The sequence below is a fragment of the Streptomyces sp. NPDC002742 genome (genome assembly GCF_042888885.1).
GTDB lineage: Bacteria > Actinomycetota > Actinomycetes > Streptomycetales > Streptomycetaceae > Streptomyces.
Window position 1 is genome coordinate 189,543 of the sequence record NZ_JBIAQF010000014.1, and the last position, 17,997, is coordinate 207,539.

The window sequence follows — 17,997 nt, forward strand, 5'->3', positions numbered from 1 at the left end:
AGATGGACAGGTCGGCGGTCAGCAGCAGGTGTTGGCCTTCTTCGCGGCTGCGGCGACGGCCTGGACGGCGGGCCGTTGCAGGGCGTCGAGCTTCATGGCCTCGACGATGCCGGCGACCTGGCCTATCTCCTCGTTCTTGAGGCCGAGTTGCTTGGCTGCGGCGAGGAAGGAGCGGACGGTGTCCTCACGGTCCTGCATGAGGGCAGCCGTCAGCGCGACCGCGGCGCGGGTCTTGGCGTCGAGGGCGTCGTGGTCGAAGACGGCGCCGAAGAACTCCTGGTAGCTCTTGGAGAAGGTGGCGTGGTTCTCTCCGATGGCGGGGGCGAGCTGCATGAGCTGGGTGGAGACGGGCTGCTGGGCGGCCATGGTGAGGGCTCCTTCAAGAAATGGTGAGGGGTGGTCAGGTATGTGCCAGATGGGCGACGGAGGCCAGCAGGAGGCGGCCTGCCTTGCCGAGGGCGTCGGGGTCGATCCGATCGAGGCTGTCGAGCGGTGAGTGGTAGTGGGCGGCACCGAGGCCGATTCCGGCTGCCGGGAACCCGGCCTGGGCGTAGCGGCGGTTGTCCGAGGAGACCGGCGCCGCGTAGAGCGGGAGGCGCAGTTGGCGTCCTGCGGCGTCGAGAGCCGCGATCAGGAGCTTGGGCGCGGGGTCGGCGGGACCGAGTTCGACGGCGATCTTGCCGTTGAACTTGCCGGCCATGTCGACGTTGAGGACATCGGGCCGCAGGCCGTCCTCGGCCAGTCGGCGGGCGTGGTGATGCGAGCCGATGGTGCCGAGCTCTTCCGCATCCAGCAGGGCGAAGTGGACGGGCCGGGGCAGCGGGGCAGCCCGGGAGAGTACGCGGGCCGCCTCGCACAGCACGCCGGCGCCGCTGGCATTGTCTCCGGCGCAGGGGAAGTGCAGTTCGGGATCGGCTCCGACGCCGTCGTAGTGCGCGGTGAGCAGGACGGGCCGCGCCGCGGGCCGGGTGCCGGGCAGGGCCGCGAAGATGTTGGTTCCGGTGGCGGGTTCGCGGAGGAGGGGCACGTGCGCGGTCAGCTCGCCGCCGACGGCTGCGGCGAGCAGGTCGGGTCTGACCGCGACGACGGGCAGCGGTACGGGGGTGGCGCCCTGGACGCGTTTGGTGAGGTATCCCGAGCCGTCCGCGTTCTGTGCCGTGAGGATGCCGATCACGCCGCGGGCGGCGAACTGGTCGGCGAGGTCGGCGAACGCGCGGCCCTGAGGCACGTTGGCCAAGGCCGCCCACTGGCCCTGGCCGGCGTCGTCGGCCTCGGCGACGACGCCGGTGAGGGAGTCCGGCATGGGGCCCGAGCGGGGGTGCTCGGCGAATTCCGAGCGGTGGGTCAGCGTGCGGGCCGGTCGTGGGGTGGTGAGGCGGCAGACGGGCTGGTGCGCCAGCCGCATGACCTCCCGTACCGGAAAGGTTTCCTGACGGACCGTCAGCCCGGTTGCGGTGAGGGTCTCGCCGAGGTGCCGGATGGCCCGGTCATGTCCGGCACTGCCCAGGGAGCGTCCGGACATGTCCGGCGTACACAGGGATTCGACCGTGGCCAGGGCGCGCGGCACGTCGAAGGCGGCGGCCAGGTCCTGGGCTGCGGTGTGCGCCGCGTTCTGGGCGGTGTCGGTCATGGGTGCGGTCTCAGCTCTCGCCGGCGGGCTCGCCGCAGCAGCCGCCGCTCTGGCCGCCCGGGACCAGGCCGGCGGAATCGGCGGGCTCGCCGCAGCAGCCGCTCTGGACGAGCGGCAGGGCGGCGGTCGGGTCGGCGATGAAGCCGCCCGTGAGTTCGTCGTCGGTGTTCTGCTGGGGTTCGGTGGTCATGGTGGGTGTCCTCCCGAGGACCTCTCTGATTCGAACTCTCTTTACTTACATAAGTATCGAATCAGAGAGATCGTGGTGTCAATGCTCAGGCGACGAGCCAGTACGCGGCCGCGGCGACGGCGAACCCGAACGGCGGGGTGGCCAGCCAGGCGACGGCGAAGTCGCGCAGCGTCTTGCGCTTGATGCGCCCGACGTCCTTGCCGACGGTGCCGGAGATGGCGCCGACGGAGACGTGGGTGGTGGACATCGGCATGCCGCGGAAGGCGCCGAGTCCGACGAGCAGGGCGGTGGTGAGGTTCGCGGTGAAGCCGTCGACGTGGGTCAGGTTGTCGACGCAGGCGTTGAGGGACTTGGCCACCCGGGCACCGGCGACGAGTCCGCCGATGGCCATGACCGCGGTGACGGCGAACAGCAGCCGCTGTGGAGTCCACCCTCCGAGCAGGGCGAAGGAACCGATGGCCACGATCTTGGGTGCGTCGTTCATACCGCGGGCGAAGCTGGTGAATCCGCTGGTGGCCCAGTGAAGGGCGGTGAGCACGTTCACGCGTGATGCCGTGACCTGCATCTCGGCCACCGACGCGGCGCCCGGTCCGACGCCCGCGGTGGCTTCCAGGGCGCGCCGGCGGCGCTGCTCAGCGGCGGTGGCGATGCGGTTGCCGACGAACGTGAGCACGGCCGAGACCAGGTAGGCCACGAAGACGCTCAGCAGCAGCGGCAGGACCACCTTGTTGACCAGGACGTCCCAGTGCACATCGCTGCGGGCGAAGAGCACGCCCGCTCCCAGCAGCGATCCGACCAGCGCGTGGGTGGTGGAGACCGGCAGTTTGAGCACGGTGGCCAGTGCGACCCAGGCGCAGGTGCCGATCAGGACGGCTACCGCGAACTCTGCCGTGGGCGGTGCGGAGACGATCTCCTTGGAGAACAGGGAGGTGAGTTTGGCGGCGAAGGTCAAAGAGACCAGACAGCCTGCCGCGGTGGTGACGGTGCCCCACCACACGGCGGTACGGATGTTGGCCACGCCGGCACCGGCGAGCGTGGCGACACCCTTGGGAACGTCGTTCGCGCCGTTGGCCGCGGCCAGGGCGAGAACGAGAAGGAACACGATGATGGTCATGGAAGGACTCCGAGGGGCTGAAGTGAGCTGCTGGCGGACAGTTCAGGTGTTTCAGCTCGTCAGAGGGAGTGCCGGCTGCGTCTGGTGACCGCGGCCAGGAACGCCTCGATGAGTGGGTGCACATCGGCGGGGCTGGAGGACAGCTCGGGCTGGAACAGCGTGCCGATGAAGAACGGATGGTCGGGCAGTTCGACCGCCCGCGGCGCCTTCTCGCTGTCCCAGCCGCTGATGTGCAGCGAGCTGGCCAGGACGGCGTCGACGTAGGTCGGGTTGAGGCCGTACTTGCAGTGATAGGTCTCCACCACGGACTCGCGGCCCGGATAGACGGAGGCCAGCCGGCTGCCGGGGCTCAGGTGCAGGGGGGCGGTCTCCCCCACCAGCGAGCAGGCCAGCGGCACGATCAAGGGGGTCCCTGCGTTCGCGTCGTACTGGACGTCCTCGGCGTCGGCGATGCCGAGGACGTTGCGGGTGTACTCGATCAGCGCGTGCTGGAATCCGCCGCACGTACCGAGGTAGGGAATGCCGCAGGTGCGGGCGGCGCGGATGGCGTGCAGCACCCTGGCCTGGTCGGCGTACGGCGATCCGGGAACGACCCAGATGCCGTCGTAGCCGGCGATGGCGTCGCCGACGGTGTCGCTGGCCATCCATTCGACGTCGAGGTCGGCTTGCAGGTGCGGGATGAGGTCGGCGAGTTTGCTGTGAGCCGGTACGCGGTCGCTACGGTCGCCGACGACGGCGAGCCTCGGGCGAGCGGTCACGCGCAGATCTCCTTTCGGTGGGTGGGACCGGGCGACATGCCCGCGGCGTTCACCACAGGGGACGCCCGGTCATGACCTTGGTGGGCGGCAGAGCGAGCAGGGACAGCACGCTCGGCGCGATGTCGGCGAGCGTCGCCGGCCCGGCGGCCGGGTGGACGGTCTGGTTCTCGGCGGGCACCAGTACCGCGGGCACCGGGTTGGTGGTGTGGCCGCCGTAGGGGCGGGACCGGCCGTCGGCGTCGGTGCGCATCTTCTCCGCGTTTCCGTGGTCACCGACCAGCAGCACCCACCGTCCTGCGGCGCGGGCCGCGTCGCAGATCTCCTTGACGGCGCGGTCGGTGTGTTCGGCGGCCTGCCGGGTGGCGTCGAAGTGGCCGGTGTGGCCGACGACATCGATGTTGGCGAGGTTGGCGATCACCAGTGGTACGTCGCGCCGGGCGGCGGCCGCGGAGACGGCCTCGGTGACCTTGGCGAGGTTCATCGCGGGCCGCGTCCGGTAGTCGGCCGGCTCGTCACCGGTGACCTTGACGTGTTCCTCCGTCGGCTGCGCGGTCGCGTCACGCCCGTTGAGGTAGTACGTGACGTGCTCGAACTTCTCGGCCTCGGCGATGCGGACCGAGCGGATTCCGTGCGCGGCGAGCTGGGTGGCCAGGCCGTCACCGGCCTCGGCGCGCTGCACCAGGGCGGGAATGGCGGCCCGGGTGTCGTACTGGGCCAGGCTGAGCAGGGTGACCCTGCGTGGTGCGAGGCGGTCGTGGAGCAGGTCGGCGAGCTGTTGGATGCGGTCGCTGCGGAAGTTGGTGAACAGCACCGCGTCCCCGTCCCGGACGGGACCGGCGGGCAGGCCTTCGTCGCCCGTGATCACGCAGGCCGGTACCCACTCGTCGCCCCGGGTGGTCAGTTCGACGGCGTCCTGGGGTTCGCTGATCGCTTCTCCCCGACCGTCCGTGATGGCGTCGGCGGCCTGCTCGGTCAGCTGCAGGTTGCCGCTCTTGTCCATCGCGTAGCCGCGGCCCACGACCGTCGCGATGCGTCCGGTGCCGGCTTCGGAGGCGTACGTGCCCACCAGTCCGAGGTAGGCCGCAGCCGTGTGGTCGGAGACGTCGCGTCCGTCGGTGATGGCGTGGATGAAGACCTCGGGCACCTTCGACTCGGCGGCCACGCGCAGGAGTTCCTGCAGATGGTGGACGCTGGCGTGGATCATGCCGTCCGAGATCAGCCCGATGAGGTGCAGGGCCTTCCCGGCCGCGGCCAGGCGGCTGCAGACGTCGGTCAGCTGCGGGTCGGAGCGCAGCTGCCCGCTGTCGATCTGCTCCTGGACCAGCACGCTGTCATAGGGCAGGGGCCGTCCGGCACCGATGACCATGTGCCCGATCTCGGAGTTGCCGACGGTGCCGGGCAGGAGACCGACGGCTGTGCCGGAAGCGTCGGCCAGGACGGCCGGACACTCTGCGCGCAGGCGGTCCAGGCACGGAGTGTCGGCGGCCGCCAGGGCGTTGGCGTCGCTGGGCTCAGCATGGCCCCAGCCGTCGAGTACCAGCAGGATGCCGGGTACGGGGGCGCTCATATGGTGCCGTCGGCGTCGTCGTGGAGCGTGTCCAGGGTCTGCCAGAAGGCGGGGAAGGACTTGGCGACGCAGCCCGGTTCCTTGATGACGACGCCTTCGGTGCGCAGACCGGCGATGGCGAAGCACATGGCGATGCGGTGGTCGTCGTAGGTGTCGATGACCGCGCCGCGGGGACTGCCGCCGGTGATGGTCATGGCGTCGGGCTGTTCGTCGACGGTGATACCCATCTTGCGCAGTTCGGTGGTGACCGCGGCGATGCGGTCGCACTCCTTGATCCGCAGGCTGGCGATGTTGCTGATGTGTGTGGTGCCTTCGGCGAACGCGGCTACGACGGCAAGGGTCGGCACGACGTCCGGCATGGCTTCCATGTCGATGTCGATGCCCTGCAGTGCGCCACCCGTCAGGGTGATCGAGTCGTCGGTGACCTCGGCGCTGCATCCCATGCGGACCAGAGCGTCGACCAGGCCGATGTCGCCCTGCCGGGAGTTCTTGCCGATTCCGGGGATGGTGACGGTGCCGCCGGTGACGGCGGCCGCGGCCAGGAAGTAGGACATGCCGGAGGCGTCGGGCTCTACCGTGACGCTGCCGCCGCGCAGTCGCTGGCCGGCCGCGACGTGGAAGCGGGTGTAGTCCTCGCGCTTGACGGTGACGCCCATCTCGGCAAGGGCCGCGATGGTCATCTCGACGTACGGCTTGGAGATGAGGTCGTCGATGACCGTGATCTCGGTGTCCTGCTCGGCGCGGGTGGCGTTGATCAGAAGACTCGAGGTGAACTGGGAGCTGACGGCGCCGCTGATGCGCGTAGAACCGCCACGGAAACTGGGCCCGGTGACCTTGACGGGCGGGCTGCCGTTGCCGCGGACGGCCTCGGCGGTCACACCCAGCGCGGGCAGCGCATCGAGCAGCGAGCCCATGGGACGTTCCTGCATGCGCTGGGTGCCGGTCAGGACGGTGGTGCCTTCGGCGTGGCCGGCCATGGCGATCAGGAATCGGATCGGGGTTCCGGCGGCGCCGACGTACACGTCCTCGGCCGGCGCCCGCATCGGGGCGCCCGTGGGCGTGACGGTGATGCGCTCGGCGGCGGCGTCGATGTCGACACTGACATGGCCGAACTGGCCCAGTGCGCCGGCGAGGTACTGCGTGTCGTCGCAGACGAGTGCGCCCTCGATGACGGTCGGCTGCCCCGACAGTGCCGCGATAGCCAGGTACCGATTGGAGTAACTCTTGGAGCCGAGGACCTTCACTTTCTTGCTGAAGGACTCCAGCGGGCGGATGGTGACACTCTCGGCTTGCATACGCGGATCGGCTGCGAAGGTACTCAAGATCGTCTCCCCATCGTCGTTGGCGTGACGGCGCCAGTGGTGACCCGGATGAGACTGCGAGCCGATCAGGTTCGAAGGAAAGCCCTCCCGAAGGCAGCATGTTGCCGGGCAACTTGCTGCCACAATCGGTCACCAAAGGATCACTAACGGTCCATCAAACCCGCAACCACCGTGCTATCTTCAAGAAATTCAATTCAGCAGCACACCGGGGGGGCAGAAGTTGCAGCCGCTGGGATTGGACGAACTGGCTCACGCCGTCTATCGATTCACGCTCAGCCAGCCGGGATGCCGTCCCGAGGATCTGCTCCTGCACCTCGACGGCGACGAAGACGCCATCCGCCGCAGCGTGGACCGCCTGCTGGAACTCGCACTGCTGCGCCCCGTTTCCGGCACCCTGGTCCCCACCCGGCCACCCTTGGCGCTGCGCACCCTATTGCAGCGCCAGCAGTCTGAACTGCTGCGTCAGGAGCGGGAGTTCACCCAGATCAAAGCCGCGGTCGACCGGCTGTCGGAAGAGTACGAGTACGCCCAGGCGCCAGGCTCCCATGCCGGCTGGGAGCGCCTGGAGACGCCGGCCGCCATCCACGCGCGCATGGAACGTCTGGCCGGCAAGGCGGCCATCGAGTGCCTGTCCTTACTGCCCGCCGACACGACCGGCGAAGCGCTCAACGCCCGCCGCCCCATTGATCAGCACATGCTCGAACGAGGGGTGTCGGTGTGGAACCTCCACCTGGAAAGCATCTACAACGACCGCCCCGCGCTGGGCTACGCCCGCTGGCTGGCCTCGAACGGCGGCGGAGTGGGCACCGTGCCGACCCTGCCGCTGTGGCTGGTCATCTACGACCGCACCACCGCCCTGCTGTCCATTGACCCCCACGATCCGGCCGCAGGCGCGGTCGAGGTCACCGGCGCCGGCTTCCTGACCGGACTGGTCTCACTGTTCGAGCGGATCTGGGCATCGATGACGCCCTTGGACGCCGACGAGGCAGCGTCGGGTGACGAGCCCTCACCGGTCGAACGGGAAGTACTGCGCCTGATGGGGCAGGGACTGACCGATGAAGCGGTGTGCAAGAAGCTCGGGATCGGCCTGCGCACACTTCGCCGCACGATTGCCGAGTTGATGGAACGCCTCGGCGCCCGCAGCCGGTTCGAGGCCGGTGCGAACGCGGTGGACCGTGGCTGGCTGCGCCCCTGCCCGTGCAGCAGCGACCGCCTCCCTCGCCCGAAGGACAAGGCACAGCCCGACGAAGCGGCCGGCCGGCCGAGCGCGAAAACATCAGTGTTCGCGTAGCGGCCTACGCCTGGAGCACCGCTGCTCGTCGCTACGGGCCACCGTGGCGGCCGCCGCCCAGCGGCATGGCTGGGCCCATTTTCAGGCTCGGCTTCTCACGCTGTCCAAGAGCGTCACCGGGTGGACGTCCGGCGAATCGGGCGACCGGCTGGTGTCAGCCGCCGATCGCGGACATGGGCCGCTCGGGCTGCTGGTAGTCCACGTCTGCGATTCCCGGGCTGAGCGGTTTGGCACGGGTCGCCTGCTGCCAGCGACGGGCGATGGCGTCGTCACCGCTGTCCGCTCCGGAGGAACGGAGCGCCGCACGCAGGTCCGTCTCCGTGGTGGCGAACAGGCAGGTGCGCAGTTGACCGTCGGCGGTGAGGCGGGTGCGGTCACAGGCGCGGCAGAAGGGCCGGGTGACGGAGGCGATGACGCCGACGCGGTGTGGTCCGCCGTTGACGAGGAAGCGCTCGGCCGGTGCGGTACCGCGGCGGCCGGAGGGTTCGGGGGTCAAGGTGAAGCGGGTGCGCAGGCCGGCGAGGATGTGCTCTGCGTCGATCATGGTGGTGCGTTGCCAGCCATGTTGGGCATCGAGGGGCATCTGTTCGATGAAGCGCAGTTCGTAGCCGTGCCGCATGGCCCAGGCGAGCAGGTCGGGGGCTTCGTCGTCGTTGAGTCCTGGCATCAGCACGGCGTTGATCTTGACTGGCCGCAGGCCGGCCTGGTGGGCGGCGGCGATGCCGTCGAGGACGTCCCGATGGCGGTTGCGGCGGGTCAGCTCCGTGAACACGTCGGGTCTGAGGGTGTCCAGTGACACGTTGACCCGGTCGAGTCCTGCCTCTTTCAGGGGGCCGGCGAGCCGCGCGAGCCCGATGCCGTTGGTGGTCAGCGCCATGTGCGGGCGGGGCGTAAGGGCTGCCGTGCGTTCGATGATGCCGATGAGGCCGCGACGCAGCAGGGGCTCGCCGCCGGTGAACCGGACGTCACGGATGCCGAGTCGGGTGACGGCGATATGGATGAGGCGGCAGATCTCGTCGTCGCTGAGCAGTTCGGGTCTGGGCAGCCAGCTGAGGCCTTCTTCAGGCATGCAGTAGGTGCAGCGCAGGTTGCAGCGGTCGGTGAGGGAGACCCGCAGATCGGTGGCGGTGCGGCCGTGGGTGTCGGTGAGCACGTGAAGAGTCCTGCCCTGGGTGTGATGCCGGCGCAGGACGGCGGCCCGGGACTGTGGCCGCGGGTTTGGATGCCCGGTCAACCGCAGGGGGTGACGGCGAGCGTGCCGGTGACGCCGGGAACGGCGAGCATGTCGGACAGCATGTGGAGATGGTCGCGTTGGAGGCGGTAGTAGACCCAGGTGCCCCGTCGGTCGGAGGTCACCAGGCCTGCCTCGCGCAGGATTTTGAGGTGGTAGGAGATGGTGGGCGCCGACAGGTCGAAGGGGGCTGTGAGGTCGCAGACGCAGACCTCGCCGTCACCAGGGGCCGAGGCGATCATCGAGAGCAGACGCAGCCGGATGGAGTCGCCCAACGCCTTGAACATCTTCGCCATGTCGGCTGCGCGTTCCGCTTCGAGCGGCGCTGCGACGACGGGGGTGCAGCAGGACGTGGCCGGGGCCATCGCCACTTCGACCTTAGACATTCCTCTAGTTTTACAGTTGTCGAATCTTTCTGCAACTGACCTGAATAAAGCTGGCTTGGCTGGTTTCTGTGCTCCTGGTCGGTTGGTTGCCCTGCCTCCGCGCGGGGGGTGTGCCGGGGCGGAGGCAGGGCGGTGCCTGGCCGGCGGACGGGGGGCCACCGGCTCGGCTGGAGGAGGGTCTTCTACGCCGGCGCTTTGGTGACCCGGCAGGCAAAGCATTTGTAGGCCTGCTGGCCCGAGAGGTTGTCGTAGTAACGGTCGTCGACCAGGGTGTTGGCCGCTTCGTAGCGGGGGTCGTGGAACTGGTCGGCCACTTCCTGGGCGGGGCCGAAGGTGTTGGGCAGGAAGACGGTGTCCTTGCGGATACCGGGCCAGTACAGGGCGGTGGCTTTCACGGCGCCGCGGGGACTCTCGACGACGATGTCGTCCCGGTCGGCGATGCCCAGGCGATGTGCTGTCTCGGGGTGGATCTGCAGGAGGCGGATGCCGTTGAGCTGTTCCCCGGTGGGCGTCCAGTGGGTCACGGAGGCGAAGTGGACGACGCTGGGACGGCCGGTCATGCCCATCAGGGGGAAGTCGCGGTGCACTTCGCCATTGCCCGGAACACCGAGTTTGACCGGGTGGGTGACGGCCTGGGGGTTGATGGGGCTCGTGACGAAGCGTTTCTCATAGGAGAGCGTCGGGTGCGCGCCGGTGACCTCGGGGTGGGTGTAGAAGGTGGGCAGTGCGGTGTGCCCGGCGACGGCGAGTTGCTTGTCGAGGGCTTCGGTGTAGATCTCGATCTTGCCGCTGGGCGTGAGGAACCGCTGCCCCCTCTTCCCGCCGAGTGCTTCCGCGGCCTGGTACCACGAGGGGTGGTCCTGGTAGAGGGCGCTGACACCAGGGTGGTCGGCGCTGGGGCAGGGCCAGCGCAGCGGCTCGGTGCGCTGCTGGAGCCGCTTTTGCGTCATGCCGCCCATGCCCGGGGTGTGCTCGACGAACTCCGCCCACAGGGTGGGGTAGTCCTTCCAGGAGAGCGGGAAGGGATCTTTCCAGTAGGAGGCGGGTTTGCGGCGGTCGTTGCGTCCCATGGCGTGGGCGAGGTCGATCCATATCTGCCAGTCGGGCTTGCTCTGCCCGGCGGGCGCAACGGCGGCGTCCTGCCAGCGGATGGCGCGGTCGTCGCGGCGCATGTAGACGCCCTCGAATTCCAGGCCCGCGCTGACGGGCAGCACGACGTCGGCGTAGTAGGCCGCTTCCTCCATGAACAGGCCGGTGTAGACGTAGAAGTCGAGCCGGCGGAAGGCGTCTTTGACCTTGCTGGTGTTGGCGGAGGAGATGAGCGGGTTGCCCTGGGTGATGAGGGCCTTCAAACGGTACGGCTTGCCGGTGAGGATCGATTCGGCGAAGTAGTCGGGCCCGACGGGCAGGGCCTGGGTCAGTTCGGGCGTCTTGGCTTCGAGTTCCGGCAGGTGCAGGTCACCGGGCCAGGTGTTGTGCATGAAGTTGCAGCCGGCGCCGAGTTTGCCGATATTGCCCGTGACGGCGGCCAAGAACGTCAGGACCCGGTAGGTGTCGAAGGCACCGAGCTGGTGGGAGATGCCGGCGTTGCAGAAGATGGCCGCTTTGCCGGCACCGGAGTAATCACGGGCCAGGCGGCGGATGGCGTCGGCCGGCACGCCGGTGACACCGGCGGCCCAGTCCGGGGTGTAGCCGGACGCCGCCATGTGGGTCTTCAGCTCGTCGAAGCCGACGACCCAGCGGTCGGTGAACGCCCGGTCGTACAGGCGCCGGTCGAGGATGTGGTGCAGCATCCCCAGCGCCAGGGCCAGGTCCGTGTGCGGTTTCGGGGCGATCCATTCGTCGGCCTGCGCGCCGGTGGGGGTGCGGCGGGGGTCGATCACGACGAGTTTCGCGCCGGTGCGCCTGCGGCCGCGCAGGAGGTAGTCGAAGGTGACGGGGTGGGTCTCGGCCTGGTTGGTGCCCAGGAACAGGAAGTAGTCGGCCGAGCCGAGGTCGTCCTTGCCGGTGGCGCCGTCGGTGCCGTAGCCGTTGGTGAAGTTGCCGAGTCCGAAGGAGGCTTTGAGGGCGTTGCCTCCTGCGTCGTTACAGACCGGGCCGACGTCGGTGTTGTTGGGACTGCCCAGAAGGGCGAAGAGCCGGGCCACGAGTGAGCCGGTGCCTCGGGGCAGGCGTCCGGTGGTCCGGTTGGCGATGGTGTGGGCTTCGCCGGCATCCCGCAGTTTCAGCAGCCTTCGGGCGATGACGTCGAGGGCTTCTTCCCAACTCGCCTCGCGGAAGGTGGAATCGCTGGATCCCTTGCGGCCGCCGGTGCGGATCAGAGGCTTGGTCACGCGCAGGGGGCTGTAGACGAGTTCGGCCATCATGGGGGCCTTGACGCAGATGTTGCCCTGCTGCACCGGGTCTCCGGGGGCGCCCTGAACACCGATGATGCGCTCCGCGCGCAGGCTCACCGTGAGCGCGCAGTTGGAATTGCAGAACTGGCAGGCGCTGGTGACCGTGCGATCGGGGTGCAGTGCGGCGGATTCGTCGGTGAAGCTGAGCTGGCGTCCCCGCTCGGCCGTCGGCGTTCCTGCGCCGGTCGCGTCCGCCGGATCAGCCGTGGCGGGCGGCGCGTTGACCAGCAGAGCCGCACTCGTCAGTGCGGCGCCCTGGACCAGATGGCGTCTGGAAACGGCGTTGTGCGTCACGTCCAACTACCCCCTGTGGTTGATCAGGCGCGCCGAGCCTAGGGTCACCACAGCCATCTGTCTAGAGACTTATCTAATCAGACGGGCTAACGTGTCGGCCGTCAGCCCTGACCTCCAACGGGCCGTATTTGCAGGCGTGATGACGAGTCATCAGATCGGATCGGCGGTAGGGGATCCCGCAGCGGCGACCTCGGGAGGGGGAGGTGGGTGACAGGCCGTATACGAACGGGACATGCCGGCGTGACGCTGCCGCCGGTCCCCCAGGGGCATCTCGTCAGGATCGACCGGACGGCGCGGACAGTCACCTTCACGGGTGTGTGCGTGTTGCTGCCGGCCGGCGGTCACACACTGGTGACGGGCGTGTCGCCGTCCTGGAGCGTGCAGACTCTCGCGACCGTCCTCGCCTCAGCGCTGATCGCACCGCTGTCCGGCCGGCGCAAACCCCTGGCGTTCGGTGCCGTGCCGCTGTCGGTTCCGCAGATTGCGCTGCACATATTTTTGCCCTCGCTATGCCGTCCGCCGAAATGTCGAACTCCGCCATGGCCGGTCAGCCGCACATGGTGATGCCTTCGTCGGGGGTGGACTCGGTCGCGCCGACGGCGCCCATGCCGGGCGGTCACGCACTGGCGGCGCTCTGCGCGGCGTGGCTGCTGCACCGCGGGGACACGGCGGTGAGCCGACTGTGTTCGCCGGCGGGCAGTCGACCGGGCCTGGCTGTACGGGTGCTGATGCGCGCCGCGGCTGGGCGAGGCCGGTCACCGGGGCACTGCGCCCCGGTGCTCGCGCGGCTGACGGGCCGCCCGCCCTGCCGGCGGGAGGCGCAGCGGCCTGGGTGGACATCGCGGGTGGGCGCACATCGCGGGTGGGCGCACATGTCCTGACGCGGCGGGGACCTCCGGTGGGGTTTCCCGAATCCGCTTGACGCGTGTGTGCACTTGCCGTCACAGAGGTCCGCGGCCGCGGAACGGTCAGCGTGGTCCTGGATCCGGGGCGGATCGGCGCCGACGCCGCGCACGTGTCGGTCACGAGCCGCGCTGGGACCATGCCCGACGTCCCCGAGGCCCAGCCGGCACCGACCGCGGACCGTCAGATCGGTCCGCTGCGCGCGCCCCTGCGGCACGCGGCGACCGGGCACTGGACCCTGCCGGGCTTCCAGGTGCCCGCGGCAGGGGCGTGGGAGGTGGCAGTGACCGTACGCACCTCGGCGATCGACCACCTGACGGTGCGCAAGGATGTCAGGATCGGCTGAGGCGAAGGTCGTGGAGGGCATCGATCTCGGCGACGAGGTCTTCCACACGGCCCTTGATGGCGTCGCGGATCACACGGACGGTGTCCAGACCGGCGCCCGCGGGGTCGGGCAGGTCCCAGTCACGGTAGGTCTTGCCGGGAAAGATCGGGCAAGTGTCACCGCAGCCCATGGTGATGACGAAGTCACTGGCCCGCACGGCCTCGGTGTCCAGCAGCGCGGGGCTCTGCCCGGTCAGGTCGATGCCGACTTCGCGCATGGCCCGCACGGCTTGGGGGTTGATGTCCTTCGCCGGCATGGTTCCTGCGGAACGGACCTCGACGCGCCCTTCGGACAGGTGCGTGAGCCAGGCGGCGGCCATCTGGGAGCGGCCGGCGTTGTGGACACAGACGAAGAGGACAGAGGCGCGGGGGTCAGCCATGATCGTTCCTTGCGGTGCAGGGTGGTGCAGCTCGGCGGGCGCGCCAAGACGGCAGTGCTGTGCCAGGCGCCCGTCAGCCGGTGGCCCCGACGCCCCACAATATGAGAGTATCAGCGCATGCTGACATCAGTCGACACTGACCTTTTGCGTGTGCTCGGTGATCCCCTGCGACTGCAGATCGTGACGCTGCTGGCACGCGAGTCCCTCTGCACCACCCATCTCGTCGAGGAGACCGGTGCACGGCAGACCAATCTCTCGAATCACATGAAGGTGCTGCGCGAGGCGGGCGTGGTGGACACCGAGCCGTGCGGGCGCTGGATGTACTACCGGCTCAAGCCCGAGATGCTGGCCGCCCTGTCGGGCAAGTTCGCGGAACTTGCCGCCGAAGCGGAACAGACCGCCGAAGCCGGCCGCAAGCGGCCCTGCTGACGCAGTGCCCCGCACCACGGCGGAGCAGTTCGGGGCCGGGGCTCCGCCAGGCGCCCCGGCCCCGAGCTTTCCTTCCGCCGGCCGCGACGCTTTCGGCTTCGCGCGGCGGAGCGCACAGGGGTGTCAGCCGGCCGCGGGGCGCCCGTCTTCGGCGAGTTCCCGCATCAGGGCCTCCACCAGCGCCTTGATCTCGTCACGGATGCGGCGCACGGTCTCCATGTCCCGCCCCGCGGGATCCTGCAGCGTCCAGTCGAGGTATCGCTTGCCGGGGAACACCGGACAGGCGTCGCCGCAGCCCATCGTGACGCAGACGTCCGCCTCCAACACGGCCGCGGCGTCAAGGGCCTTGGGCAGTTCGGCGGAGATGTCGACACCTGCTTCCGCCATGGCCGCCACAGCCGCAGGTTCGACTTCAGCACCCGGATCAGTGCCTGCCGAGTGCACCCGGACACTCCCCCGCGACAGATGAGCGAGCCAGGCGGCGGCCATCTGCGAACGGCCGGCGTTATGGACACAGACGAAAAGCACGGACGGTGCCTGCACTGGATCGACCATGGCAGTACGCCCCTTCGTTGATACGCGACAGCCCAACCACTCGCGACATCACTCCGAACTGGTGTCAGCCACCAGTGATGTGACAGTATCAGCGCATGCTGACTTCAGTCGACACTGATGTTTTTTGGGGCCGGGAACTCCGGCTACGGGCGCGTCCCGCCGAGCCGTCCCGATCACCGGCCGGCGCCGGTCCTGCCGCACCGTGCGGTCCGGAGGTCGCGGGTCCGTGACATCCACCGAGCGCACTGAGCAGCGCGCCGACACCACGTCCGGCGACACAGCCACCAGCAAGCTGTCGACCCTCGATCGCTGTCTCGCCCTGTGGATCCTGCTCGCCATGGCCGCGGGCCTGGCTCTGGGACGACTTCTGCCGGGGCTGAACACCGCGCTGACGCGGATCGAAGTGGGCGGGATCTCCCTGCCGATCGCGTTCGGCCTGCTGGTGATGATGTATCCGGTCCTGGCCAAGGTGCGTTACGACCGCCTCGACGCCGTGACCGGCGACAAGAGGCTGATGACGTCCTCGCTGCTGGTCAACTGGCTCGTCGGCCCGGCCGTGATGTTCGCCCTTGCCTGGATCTTCCTGGCCGACCTGCCCGAATACCGCACCGGTCTGATCATCGTCGGCCTGGCCCGCTGCATCGCCATGGTCATCATCTGGAATGACCTCGCGTGCGGAGACCGCGAGGCCGCTGCCGTGCTCGTCGCGCTCAACTCCGTATTCCAGGTGCTCGCCTTCGGCCTACTGGGCTGGTTCTACCTCGACCTGCTGCCCAATTGGCTCGGCCTGGGCAACGGCGAACACCTCGACATCTCCATGTGGAAGATCGCACTCAACGTTGCGGTGTTCCTCGGCATCCCGCTCCTCGCCGGATTCCTCACCCGCCGGCTCGGCGAGAAGAGACTGACCCGGCGCGGCTACGAGTCGAACTTCCTTCCGAAGATCGGGCCCTTCGCGCTGTACGGACTGCTGTTCACGATCGTCGTGCTCTTCGCCCTGCAGGGAAAGAAGATCACCTCACAGCCCCTGGACGTCGCCCGCATCGCCCTGCCCCTGCTGGCGTACTTCGCACTCATGTGGTTCGGCTCCTTCGTTCTCGGCAAGGCGATCGGCCTGACCTACGAACGGACCGCGACCCTGGCCTTCACCGCAGCCGGCAACAACTTCGAACTCGCCATCGCCGTAGCCATCGCCACCTTCGGCGTCACCTCGGGACAAGCCCTCTCAGGCGTCGTCGGCCCCCTCATCGAAGTCCCCGTACTGGTCGCACTCGTCTACGTCGCCTTGGCCTGGCGCCGCAAGTTCCCTCAGCACACGTCGCCACAGCGCTGACACGGCCGCTGAACCTGCTCAGGTGATGTCGGAGCCATTCGCCACACGGCGGGCGCTCGTCCCCAGAAGCCCCGGGCCGGCACAGGCGCACCGGATCGTGGGTCGTGATCACACCAGCCATGTCAAGATCATTCCACCGCGGCCGGTCCCTCCGGCCCGTGAGGGCGGGGTCCGGACACGAAGGCAAGGACGTCGCCGACCGCTTCGCGCAGGCTGCCGAAGTGACGGTGCACGCCGTCCACCGCCGCAGGGGCGTTGACACCCCACACCGTCATCCCGGCGCGCAGCCCGGACTCCACCCCGGAAGGAGCGTCCTCGACGACCAGGCAGTCCTCCGGTTCGGCACCAAGTCGCGCGGCTGCCTGCAGATACGGCACGGGCGACGGCTTGCCTTCCTCCACGGCGGCCGCATCCACGAGGACCTCCGGGACCGGCAGGCCCGTCCGTGCGAAACGTCCACGCACCCGGTGCTCATAGTTCGAAGTCACCAACGCCCAGGACCCGGGCCGCAGAGCACTCAGCAGCTCCGCGGCGCCACCGAAGGCCGTATAGGCACCGGAACGGACGTCCTCGTCCTCCAACGCGTGCAGTGCGGCAAGACACTCCCCGGGATCCTGGTCCGGAGCAACCTGCGCGAAGGTCTCCATCGGCCTCGTCCGCAGCGCCACTCGGTAGACCTCATCGGGGTCCAGTCCGTATCGCTCTGCCCACGTTCGCCAGACCAGGCGCTGATTGTCCACGGCGTCGATCAACGTGCCATCGACATCGAACAGGACATACCTCATCGCACCGGACCGACCGGATTCACTGATCACGCTTCGATCATGCCATCGGCCCCCGAGCAGGCAGTTTGCGGGACGATTCTTTAGGCCAACCAAGGCGAATTCGACCCGGATTCGACCCGGATTCGACCCGGATTCGCCCCGGATTCGACCCTGGAGCCACTCGTTACAGCAGCGATCCTCTCTGATCTGCGGCGAGAACGCGTGGGTGGGGTGCCCCCGGACGGAGTCTGGGGGAGAGTTCACGCCGTTCCTCCGCTTCGACACCGAGATCCGGCGCATCGTCTGCACGACGAACGCGATCGAGTCGGTGAACGCCCGCATCCGGCGAGCGGTCAAGGCCCGGGGACGCTTTCCGAACGAGCAAGCAGCGTTGAAGTGCGTCTACACGGCGATCATGTCGCTTGACCCCACCGCCAAGGGCCAGGCCCGCTGGACCATGCGCTGGAAGACCGCGCTGAACGCCTTCGACATCACCTTCGACGGCCGCCTCCCAGCAGCCCGTCACTGACCCCAACTGCCCCAGTTACACCGCTCGTTTGACCCGGCCGGGGTCGAGCTTGGTGAAGCAGCACCCCCTGTTCCGCGCTGTAGGCAGTGCGGTGCCCGGCACGGGCTGTCAGGCCTGGACCGGGCACGCAGTTTTTGACCGCTGGGTCGCCGGTGGCGGCGCCGGTGATGACGGCGCCGCCGTAGGAGTGGCCGACGAGGATGACGGGGCCCGGGACGGTGGCGAGGAACGACTTGAGGTACTCGGTGTCGCCAGACAGGGAGCGCAGCGGGTTGGCCGGGGCGTAGACGGTGTAGCCGCGCTTTTGCAGGGCGTGGATGACGGCGTTCCAGCCGGAGGCGTCGGCGAACGCGCCGTGTTCCAGCACGATGGTGGGCTTGGGTCTGGCCGTTTCGGTGTGGTCGGCGTTCGAGGCTGCGGCGGGGGTGAGGGTCAGGCCGACGGCGAGCAGCGTGGTCAGTGCGGCGACGGGGCCGGCCTTACGCGGGACGCGTCGGATGGTGGGGAACAGGTGCGCCATCGGGTCCTCCAGCTGAGGCGG

The 17,997-nt window shown here is 68.9% G+C and carries 19 protein-coding genes and 1 pseudogene; 6 read left to right on the plus strand and 14 right to left on the minus strand.

What is annotated here, in order from left to right:
* Positions 1 to 18: 18 nt before the first annotated feature.
* From ACFYW8_RS25785 to aroA, 7 genes are all read right to left on the minus strand, one after another.
* Positions 19 to 366 carry a carboxymuconolactone decarboxylase family protein gene (locus tag ACFYW8_RS25785; protein WP_365869618.1) on the minus strand — a complete coding sequence of 116 codons (348 nt, stop codon included), beginning with the start codon at positions 364 to 366 and terminating at the stop codon, positions 19 to 21.
* Positions 367 to 400: 34 nt separating this feature from the next.
* Positions 401 to 1,630, minus strand: a complete 1,230-nt coding sequence (locus ACFYW8_RS25790; RefSeq protein ID WP_389080491.1) for a M28 family metallopeptidase — start codon at positions 1,628 to 1,630, stop codon at positions 401 to 403.
* A 10-nt stretch (positions 1,631 to 1,640) separates the two neighbouring features.
* On the minus strand, positions 1,641 to 1,820 hold the full coding sequence (locus ACFYW8_RS25795; protein WP_389080493.1) for a hypothetical protein: 180 nt from the start codon (positions 1,818 to 1,820) through the stop codon (positions 1,641 to 1,643).
* 85 nt (positions 1,821 to 1,905) lie between these two features.
* Entirely contained in the window at positions 1,906 to 2,934 is a 1,029-nt protein-coding gene (locus tag ACFYW8_RS25800) for an anion permease (RefSeq protein WP_389080496.1), read from the minus strand.
* 59 nt (positions 2,935 to 2,993) lie between these two features.
* A complete protein-coding gene (locus ACFYW8_RS25805; protein ID WP_389080499.1) occupies positions 2,994 to 3,692 on the minus strand; it encodes a hypothetical protein in 699 nt (232 codons plus the stop codon).
* Between the two features lie 49 nt (positions 3,693 to 3,741).
* Complete coding sequence (gene gpmI, locus ACFYW8_RS25810) at positions 3,742 to 5,259, minus strand: 2,3-bisphosphoglycerate-independent phosphoglycerate mutase (protein WP_389080502.1); 1,518 nt, start codon at positions 5,257 to 5,259, stop codon at positions 3,742 to 3,744.
* Positions 5,256 to 6,554, minus strand: coding sequence for a 3-phosphoshikimate 1-carboxyvinyltransferase (gene aroA, locus ACFYW8_RS25815; RefSeq protein ID WP_389080680.1), 1,299 nt, complete (start codon positions 6,552 to 6,554; stop codon positions 5,256 to 5,258). Before aroA ends, gpmI begins: the two co-directional genes overlap by 4 nt.
* Before the next feature lie 247 nt (positions 6,555 to 6,801).
* Here aroA and ACFYW8_RS25820 point away from each other — a divergent pair, with 247 nt between their 5' ends.
* Complete coding sequence (locus ACFYW8_RS25820; RefSeq protein ID WP_389080504.1) at positions 6,802 to 7,872, plus strand: LuxR C-terminal-related transcriptional regulator; 1,071 nt, start codon at positions 6,802 to 6,804, stop codon at positions 7,870 to 7,872.
* A 154-nt stretch (positions 7,873 to 8,026) separates the two neighbouring features.
* On the opposite strand, the gene moaA is transcribed toward ACFYW8_RS25820, so the two are convergent.
* The 3 genes from moaA to ACFYW8_RS25835 form a co-directional block, all read right to left on the minus strand.
* Positions 8,027 to 9,025: a GTP 3',8-cyclase MoaA gene (gene moaA, locus ACFYW8_RS25825; RefSeq protein ID WP_389080506.1), complete on the minus strand. Its 999-nt coding sequence runs from the start codon at positions 9,023 to 9,025 to the stop codon at positions 8,027 to 8,029.
* 77 nt (positions 9,026 to 9,102) lie between these two features.
* On the minus strand, positions 9,103 to 9,489 hold the full coding sequence (locus tag ACFYW8_RS25830; RefSeq protein ID WP_389080509.1) for an ArsR/SmtB family transcription factor: 387 nt from the start codon (positions 9,487 to 9,489) through the stop codon (positions 9,103 to 9,105).
* Between the two features lie 182 nt (positions 9,490 to 9,671).
* On the minus strand, positions 9,672 to 12,185 hold the full coding sequence (locus ACFYW8_RS25835) for a molybdopterin-dependent oxidoreductase (protein ID WP_389080511.1): 2,514 nt from the start codon (positions 12,183 to 12,185) through the stop codon (positions 9,672 to 9,674).
* Positions 12,186 to 12,419: 234 nt separating this feature from the next.
* On the opposite strand from ACFYW8_RS25835, the gene ACFYW8_RS25840 reads away from it, so the two are divergent.
* Together ACFYW8_RS25840 and ACFYW8_RS25845 are read left to right on the plus strand one after the other, a co-directional pair.
* On the plus strand, positions 12,420 to 12,743 hold the full coding sequence (locus ACFYW8_RS25840; RefSeq protein ID WP_389080514.1) for a hypothetical protein: 324 nt from the start codon (positions 12,420 to 12,422) through the stop codon (positions 12,741 to 12,743).
* 361 nt (positions 12,744 to 13,104) lie between these two features.
* Positions 13,105 to 13,428, plus strand: coding sequence for a hypothetical protein (locus ACFYW8_RS25845; protein ID WP_389080516.1), 324 nt, complete (start codon positions 13,105 to 13,107; stop codon positions 13,426 to 13,428).
* Here the strand turns inward: ACFYW8_RS25845 and ACFYW8_RS25850 are convergent.
* Positions 13,415 to 13,846: an arsenate reductase ArsC gene (locus ACFYW8_RS25850; protein ID WP_365869606.1), complete on the minus strand. Its 432-nt coding sequence runs from the start codon at positions 13,844 to 13,846 to the stop codon at positions 13,415 to 13,417. The two genes, ACFYW8_RS25845 and ACFYW8_RS25850, sit on opposite strands and share 14 nt — an antisense overlap.
* 117 nt (positions 13,847 to 13,963) lie before the next feature.
* Here ACFYW8_RS25850 and ACFYW8_RS25855 point away from each other — a divergent pair, with 117 nt between their 5' ends.
* On the plus strand, positions 13,964 to 14,275 hold the full coding sequence (locus tag ACFYW8_RS25855; RefSeq protein WP_389080520.1) for an ArsR/SmtB family transcription factor: 312 nt from the start codon (positions 13,964 to 13,966) through the stop codon (positions 14,273 to 14,275).
* Between the two features lie 123 nt (positions 14,276 to 14,398).
* Here ACFYW8_RS25855 and ACFYW8_RS25860 read toward each other — a convergent pair whose 3' ends face one another.
* A complete protein-coding gene (locus ACFYW8_RS25860) occupies positions 14,399 to 14,830 on the minus strand; it encodes a phosphotyrosine protein phosphatase (RefSeq protein WP_389080523.1) in 432 nt (143 codons plus the stop codon).
* A 226-nt stretch (positions 14,831 to 15,056) separates the two neighbouring features.
* Between ACFYW8_RS25860 and arsB the strand changes: the two genes are divergently transcribed.
* Positions 15,057 to 16,163, plus strand: coding sequence for an ACR3 family arsenite efflux transporter (gene arsB / locus ACFYW8_RS25865; protein ID WP_389080526.1), 1,107 nt, complete (start codon positions 15,057 to 15,059; stop codon positions 16,161 to 16,163).
* Between the two features lie 128 nt (positions 16,164 to 16,291).
* Here the strand turns inward: arsB and ACFYW8_RS25870 are convergent, their stop codons facing one another.
* The gene (locus ACFYW8_RS25870; protein ID WP_389080683.1) at positions 16,292 to 16,948 is read right to left on the minus strand and encodes an HAD-IA family hydrolase; all 657 of its coding nucleotides are present in this window, start codon (positions 16,946 to 16,948) and stop codon (positions 16,292 to 16,294) included.
* A gap of 235 nt (positions 16,949 to 17,183) precedes the next feature.
* Here ACFYW8_RS25870 and ACFYW8_RS25875 point away from each other — a divergent pair.
* Positions 17,184 to 17,456 (plus strand): annotated as a pseudogene (locus ACFYW8_RS25875) (transposase); the annotation flags it as partial.
* Here the strand turns inward: ACFYW8_RS25875 and ACFYW8_RS25880 are convergent.
* Positions 17,419 to 17,976 carry an esterase/lipase family protein gene (locus tag ACFYW8_RS25880; RefSeq protein WP_389080529.1) on the minus strand — a complete coding sequence of 186 codons (558 nt, stop codon included), beginning with the start codon at positions 17,974 to 17,976 and terminating at the stop codon, positions 17,419 to 17,421. The pseudogene ACFYW8_RS25875 and the gene ACFYW8_RS25880 overlap by 38 nt on opposite strands.
* Positions 17,977 to 17,997 lie beyond the last annotated feature (21 nt).